Origin of the sequence: uncultured Salinisphaera sp., assembly GCF_964012375.1 — a bacterium.
In the GTDB taxonomy this organism is placed as follows: domain Bacteria; phylum Pseudomonadota; class Gammaproteobacteria; order Nevskiales; family Salinisphaeraceae; genus Salinisphaera.
This window is the reverse complement of sequence record NZ_CAXGSH010000144.1, coordinates 1-6006: the sequence shown is the minus strand read 5'-3', so window position 1 is coordinate 6006 and position 6006 is coordinate 1. Positions and strand designations below refer to the sequence as shown.

General features: G+C 63.7%; 6 protein-coding genes. 4 read left to right on the top strand and 2 right to left on the bottom strand.

Going from position 1 to position 6006, the window contains the following annotated elements; genetic code table 11:
- Positions 1-166: 166 nt before the first annotated feature.
- The gene (gene purU, locus ABNU97_RS16910; protein WP_348767836.1) at positions 167-1024 is read right to left on the bottom strand and encodes a formyltetrahydrofolate deformylase; all 858 of its coding nucleotides are present in this window, start codon (positions 1022-1024) and stop codon (positions 167-169) included.
- Positions 1025-1153: 129 nt separating this feature from the next.
- Between purU and dinB the strand changes: the two genes are divergently transcribed.
- The 3 genes from dinB to ABNU97_RS16895 all read left to right on the top strand — a co-directional run bounded on the left by dinB (position 1154) and on the right by ABNU97_RS16895 (position 4074).
- Complete coding sequence (gene dinB, locus ABNU97_RS16905; RefSeq protein WP_348767837.1) at positions 1154-2215, top strand: DNA polymerase IV; 1062 nt, start codon at positions 1154-1156, stop codon at positions 2213-2215.
- A 432-nt stretch (positions 2216-2647) separates the two neighbouring features.
- Positions 2648-3373, top strand: a complete 726-nt coding sequence (locus tag ABNU97_RS16900; RefSeq protein ID WP_348767835.1) for a glutathione S-transferase — start codon at positions 2648-2650, stop codon at positions 3371-3373.
- A gap of 29 nt (positions 3374-3402) precedes the next feature.
- The gene (locus tag ABNU97_RS16895) at positions 3403-4074 is read left to right on the top strand and encodes a thiopurine S-methyltransferase (RefSeq protein ID WP_348767834.1); all 672 of its coding nucleotides are present in this window, start codon (positions 3403-3405) and stop codon (positions 4072-4074) included.
- Between the two features lie 40 nt (positions 4075-4114).
- Here the strand turns inward: ABNU97_RS16895 and ABNU97_RS16890 are convergent, their stop codons facing one another.
- Entirely contained in the window at positions 4115-4432 is a 318-nt protein-coding gene (locus tag ABNU97_RS16890; RefSeq protein WP_348767833.1) for a hypothetical protein, read from the bottom strand.
- Between the two features lie 274 nt (positions 4433-4706).
- Here ABNU97_RS16890 and ABNU97_RS16885 point away from each other — a divergent pair, with 274 nt between their 5' ends.
- Complete coding sequence (locus ABNU97_RS16885; RefSeq protein ID WP_348767832.1) at positions 4707-5699, top strand: DnaJ C-terminal domain-containing protein; 993 nt, start codon at positions 4707-4709, stop codon at positions 5697-5699.
- Positions 5700-6006: the final 307 nt, after the last annotated feature.

The following is a 6006-nucleotide window of genomic DNA, read 5'->3' as shown; positions in this document are numbered from 1 at the left end:
CATGCTCGGTGAGATCCGCCCGGACGCGCTGGCCTACGTCCAAGCCTTCGGTATTCCCGACGAACTGCTCTCGGCGCCGATCGCCTTTGCGGACTATGTCGGCCGCGAGCCGCTCAAGCAGGCGCCCCGCGCGTAGCGACAAGGCGCCTTGGCAGCCGGCGCACGGTTACAGAACGACCGTGCGCCGGCCGCTCACGAGCACGCGATCTTCCAGGTGATAACGCAGCCCGCGGGCGAGCACGGCCTTTTCGATGTCCTTGCCATAGCGCACCAGATCACGAACCGTATCGCCGTGATCCACGCGGGTGACGTCCTGGTCGATGATCGGCCCCTGATCGAGTTCCGGGGTGACGTAATGACAGGTCGCCCCGACCTGCTTCACCCCGCGCTGGTAGGCCTGCAGATAAGGCTGTGCGCCCACGAAGCTGGGCAGAAAGCTGTGGTGGATATTGAGGATACGCCCGGGAAAGCGATCGCACAGATCGGCCGGCAGAATCTGCATGAAGCGGGCGAGGACCATGGTTTCGCCGCCGGCTTCGACGAACAGGCGCTCGATTTCGGCCCAGGCCTCGGGCTTGTTGTTCTTGTCGATCGGCACGTGGTGATAGCGCAGGCCGTGCCACTCCACCAGCCCGCGGGCGTCGTCGTGGTTTGAAATCACGCAGGGAATCTCGATATCCAGCTCTCGCGACTGCCAGCGTTCGAGCAGGTCGTAGAGACAGTGCATTTGTTTGGACACCAGGATCACGACCCGTTTTTTCACCGCGCTGTCGCTGATCTGCCAGTCCATGTTGAACTCGCGCCCGATCGCGTCGAACCGGTCGCACAGTGCCGCCTCGTCGAGGTCGAGCGAATCGGCGCGCACTTCCACGCGCATGAAAAAGCGCTGGCTGTCTTCATCCGAATGCTGGCTCGACCGCAGAATCCAGCCGCCGTGATCGGCAAAGAAACTCGCGACACGGGCGACGATGCCGACCCGGTCCGGGCAGGAGAAACGCAGGGTAAAATGGCGGGGACGATCCATGATTGATGCCGTTCAGATGAGCGAACAGGCCGACGTACGGCCGGCGATAAAGCCCGTTATGGTAGCGCGCCATGCGCTACTTGGCCGCCCCCAATGAGCGCGCAGCGCGACAACGTCGCGCAGGCGCCGCTGCGCAAGATCGTGCATGTGGACATGGACGCCTTCTATGCGTCGGTCGAACAGCACGATGACCCCAGCCTCAAGGGCAAGCCGGTGGTGGTGGCCAAGCGCGGGCTGCGCTCGGTTGTGACCGCGGCCAGCTACGAAGCCCGCGTGTTCGGCGTGCGTTCGGCCATGCCGGCGGTACGAGCCGAGCGGCTATGCCCGCAGGCGATCTTCGTAGACCCGCATTTCGATCGCTACCGCGCCATCTCGCGTCAAATCCGCGAAATATTCCTGCATCATACCGACCTCGTGGAACCCCTGTCGCTGGACGAGGCCTATCTCGACGTCACCGTCACCCATACGAACATGCCCTCGGCCACCGAAGCCGCGCGGGTGATTCGTGCCGAGATACTCGAAGCCACCGGGCTGACCGCCTCGGCCGGCATCGCCCCCAACAAGTTCCTGGCCAAGATCGCCTCGGACTGGCGCAAGCCCAACGGCCAGTTCGTGGTCACGCCGCGCCGCATCGACGCGTTCCTGCTGCCGCTGGCGATCGGCAAGGTGCCCGGTGTCGGTCCCAAGATGAAGGAAAAGCTCGCCGCGCTGAACGTGCATACGGTCGGCGACCTGCGCGCCTTCGAACAGGCCGAACTGGTCGAGCGTTACGGGCGGTGGGGACGACGACTGTACGAGCTGGCCCGCGGCATCGACGACCGCCCGGTGCAGCCCAGACGCGATGCCTCCCAGGTGTCCAGCGAAGACACCCTGCGCCAGGACCTGCGCCTGGACGAACTGGCCGAACATATTCATCGCCTGGCCGAAAAGACCTGGTCCAATCATCAGCGCAAGTTGCCACGCGTAGCCCGTACCGTGGTTCTCAAGCTCAAGACCACCGATTTTCAGATTCTCACTCGTAGCTTCACCCCGCCCAGCCGGCCGACCTCGGCGGCGGAAGTGGCCGAAATCGCCTGTGCGCTACGCGATCGGGTCGAGGCCGATCCAGGCACGCGTTATCGCCTGGTCGGCGTTGGCCTGTCCGGTTTCGTAGACGGCAGCGAAGAGGCCGTGCAGCCGAGCCTGCTTTAGCGCGTCGGCACGCAGAGCGACCCCGTCCTGGCTGCGGCTCGGTTTATCCGCAAATACGCCGATTGCGTTGGTGCGTTGATTCGGCCGCGGTGGGCGATCGATCGCAAAGGGCGCTGGCTTGGTTTGCACTATCGGCAAGAAACGGTCCGCAGATCACGCGAATCGAGAACAGGTGATCCGCGTCGTTTGCTGTCGCCTGACGCGCGTGGCGCGCTTTTTCATCTGTGTAATCTGCGGTTTGTCTTGAAGAACGAAGTCGTTACACGGTTGATCACCAAAAGCCGCACATACCAGAGCCCGCCTGCGGATTGCCCTGAGCGTGCGGCATGAACTTCAGCGCGTATTCGCGTAGCGGACAACACCGCCCCGTTTGACCGCCGCATCGGGCTCTGCTGCGATGCAAGTGCAAAGTTTTGCAAACCGGTGTGCGACATGCGCTACGAGCTTTACTATTGGCCGGGTATCCTCGGACGCGGCGAATTCGTGCGTCTGGCCCTTGAGGACGCGGGCGCGGACTATATCGATATCGCCTACGACGCCGAGACCGGGCCCGAGCGAGTCGACCAGGGGCTGGCTTTCGAGCATAACCCTCGCCCGCCCTTTGCTCCGCCCTATCTGCGCGCCGGCGATATCGAAGTCTCGCACGTGGCCAATATCCTGCAGTTTCTAGGCCCGCGGTTTGGCCTCGCACCGGCGGATGAAGCCGGTCGCCTGTGGTGCCACGGCCTGCAACTCACGCTTACCGATTTCGTGGCCGAAATTCACGACACCCACCACCCGCTTGGCCCGGGTCTTTACTACGAAGAGCAAAAAGCGGAGGCGGTCCGGCGCAGCGCGGTCTTTCTGGAACAGCGGCTGCCGAAGTTTCTGGCCTATTTCGAGCAGGTCCTTGCCCACAATCCGAACGGCGACGCCTGGCTCGTCGGCAATGCCTGCAGCACCGCCGACCTGTGCCTGTTTCATGTCGTGGCCGGCCTACGCTACGCGTTTCCAAAGGCGATGCGGCAACACGCACAGGCCATCCCCGGGGTGATTGAGCTGACGGAAAACGTGGCCGCACGACCGGGCATTGCGGCTTACCTCGACTCGGCGCGTCGAATGGCGTTCAATGACAACGGTATCTTTCGCCATTACCCCGAACTCGATGCGACGCATTGAGGCGGGCCTGCTGACTCAAGGGAGCACCCATGGAGCCGGATTTCTGGCACAAGCGCTGGTCGCAACAACAGACCGCGTTTCATCAGCCCGACGGGCACCCGATGCTCAACAAGTGGTGGCCCACGCTGGATATGGGCACCGACGCCCGCGTGCTGGTGCCCCTATGCGGCAAGACGCCGGACCTGCGTACGCTCGCCGAACGCGGCCATCGGGTAACCGGCATCGAACTCAGCCCCATCGCGGCCCAAGACTTCTTCGTCGAACAGCATCTGAGCGCGGACAGCGACGAACTCGACGACTTCGAGCGCTATCGCGCCGATTGCGGTGCCGGCACGATCGAAATACTGGTCGGCGACTTCTTCGCGGCAAGCGGCCAGACGCTGGGCCCCTTCGATGCCTTCTATGATCGGGCAGCACTTATCGCACTGCCCGAGACGATGCGATCACGCTACGTCGAGCACCTGTTTACGTTGCTGAACGACGACGCACCCGGCCTGCTGATTACGCTGGATTACGACCAGAGCCAGATGAACGGCCCACCCTTTGCGGTCGACGAAGAAGAGGTCAACACGCTTTTTGAGGCCTACCGCGAGGTCAAGATACTCGAAACCGGCGCGCGGCTCGGTGGTAAGAACATGCTTGCAGAGCGCGGCGTCAAAAGCGCCGACGAGTACGTCTACCGGCTGACGGCATCCGCGTGAAAACAGCCTGCGCCTGCAGCCAGCCGTCGCGTTTTTTCGATCAGCCGTTTTCGGCCCGGCGCAGGCGCCGCATCAACCCGCGTGCGGCCAGCCACAGGCCGCCGACGATGAGAAGTGCCACCATGCCATACACCCAGAGGGGCAGATCCCGGCCCACGGCAAGAACGTACAAATAAGGCGCGGTATAGCAAAGCGCCCACACGAACGTGAGCAGGGCCAGCGGGCGCTGCTTGCGAATGTGGTGGAACAGCCAGCCGCTGACCAGTAGAAACGGTACCGTACTCACCAGGTAGATCAGCACGAACAGCAGCGGATCCACGGCGTGGGCTTCGGCGACACCGTTGAGATAATCGATCATTGAAGACTCGGGTGAGTCGTTAAGAAAACATGGGCGGGCCATGCAGGCGCGAAAAACTGTCTGCAACGATACGGCTTTTTTGCGGGGTTTGACAGGCGCACGACGCCCCTGCGATCGGCTTGCACGGGGCGGCGGTCATTTTTAATCGACCCCCGCCGATAAGAGCCTATCGGCGTAAACAAGGGCCTGTCGCCCGCGGCTTCAATTGAAGCCGTCGCCCCTGCCCATACATTGATGACGGTAGCCCCCAAGCTGGGCTTACCGGAGGTGAATATTGGAATACAAGGATTATTACAAGATTCTGGGTCTGGAGCGCAGCGCCTCGGAAGACGATATCAAAAAAGCGTATCGCCGTATGGCGCGCAAATACCACCCGGACGTGAGTACCGAGGTGGACGCCGATGACCGCTTCAAGGAGGCCAATGAAGCCTACGAAGTGCTCAAGGATCCGGAAAAACGCGCGGCCTATGATCGTATCGACCCGGACCGCGCCCGCGCGCAAACCGGCTTTCAGCCGCCGCCGGGCTGGGATCATGGCTTCGATTTCAGCGGTGGCGCGCATGCCGAGCCGCCGCCGGGTGCCGATGGCGCGACCTTCAGCGACTTCTTCGAATCGCTGTTCGGGCGCGGTTTTGCCGGCGCTCGTGCAGGCGGTACGGCGCGTCGTACCCATGGCTTCGGGCCCGGCTTCGGCGGCCAGCGGCGCGGCCAGGACCATATCGCCCGCGTCGAGCTCGATCTGGAAGACGCTTTCACCGGTGGACGCCGGCGGGTGACGCTGCGCACCCCCGAAGTCAACGAACTCGGTCAGACGGTAGAGCGTTCGCGTGCGCTCAACGTCACCATTCCCAAGGGTGTCCGTGAAGGCCAGCAGCTGCGTTTGGCCGGCCAGGCCAAAGCCGGCAATACGGCGGCCATACCCGGCGACCTACTGCTGGAAATCGGCTTCAAGCCGCATCCGATCTATACGCTCGACGGTGCCGACCTGAGCCTGGAACTGCCGGTGGCGCCCTGGGAGGCCGCGCTGGGTGCCATCGTGAAAACGCCCACGCCCGCAGGCGCGGTGGATTTGCGTATCCCGCCCGACTCGCGCGACGGCAAACGCCTGCGCTTACGTGGACGCGGCATGCCGGGCAAGACGCCCGGCGATCTGTATGCGGTATTACGGATCGCCCTGCCGCCCGCGAACAGCGAAAAGGCTCGGGCGGTCTACGAACGCATGGCCCAGGAACTGGACTTCAACCCGCGCGAACGGCTCGGGGTCTGATCCCGCCGGTCTGCAGCGGCCGGCGTTCTAGCCGGCCGGCCGAGCCGCCACAGAGCTGCCGCCGCGCCTTGGATAGGCGTGCCGCGCACAGGCCAGGGACGCTCTGCATAACCTCTCGCGGTTCGCGTTCGAGTCCTCACCGAGGGTGCGGCAAGGCAGGCGCAGCGCCTGCCTTGCTGGCAGGTCAAGCAACGCAGCCGCGGCGTCTGTGAGGCCGAACCCTTCGCGCGCCGACGGCTTTGCGCGCTCGACCGGCGTCCGTGTTCGCTACCGTGCCACTTGTTATTGGCTTGGGCACGCTACGCTC

Bases quoted from the DNA above. Each gene is read 5' to 3' on its own strand.
- purU (WP_348767836.1), bottom strand. From the start codon at position 1,024: ATGGATCGTCCCCGCCATTTTACCCTGCGTTTCTCCTGCCCGGACCGG.
- ABNU97_RS16900 (WP_348767835.1), top strand. From the start codon at position 2,648: ATGCGCTACGAGCTTTACTATTGGCCGGGTATCCTCGGACGCGGCGAA.
- ABNU97_RS16895 (WP_348767834.1), top strand. From the start codon at position 3,403: ATGGAGCCGGATTTCTGGCACAAGCGCTGGTCGCAACAACAGACCGCG.
- ABNU97_RS16890 (WP_348767833.1), bottom strand. From the start codon at position 4,432: ATGATCGATTATCTCAACGGTGTCGCCGAAGCCCACGCCGTGGATCCG.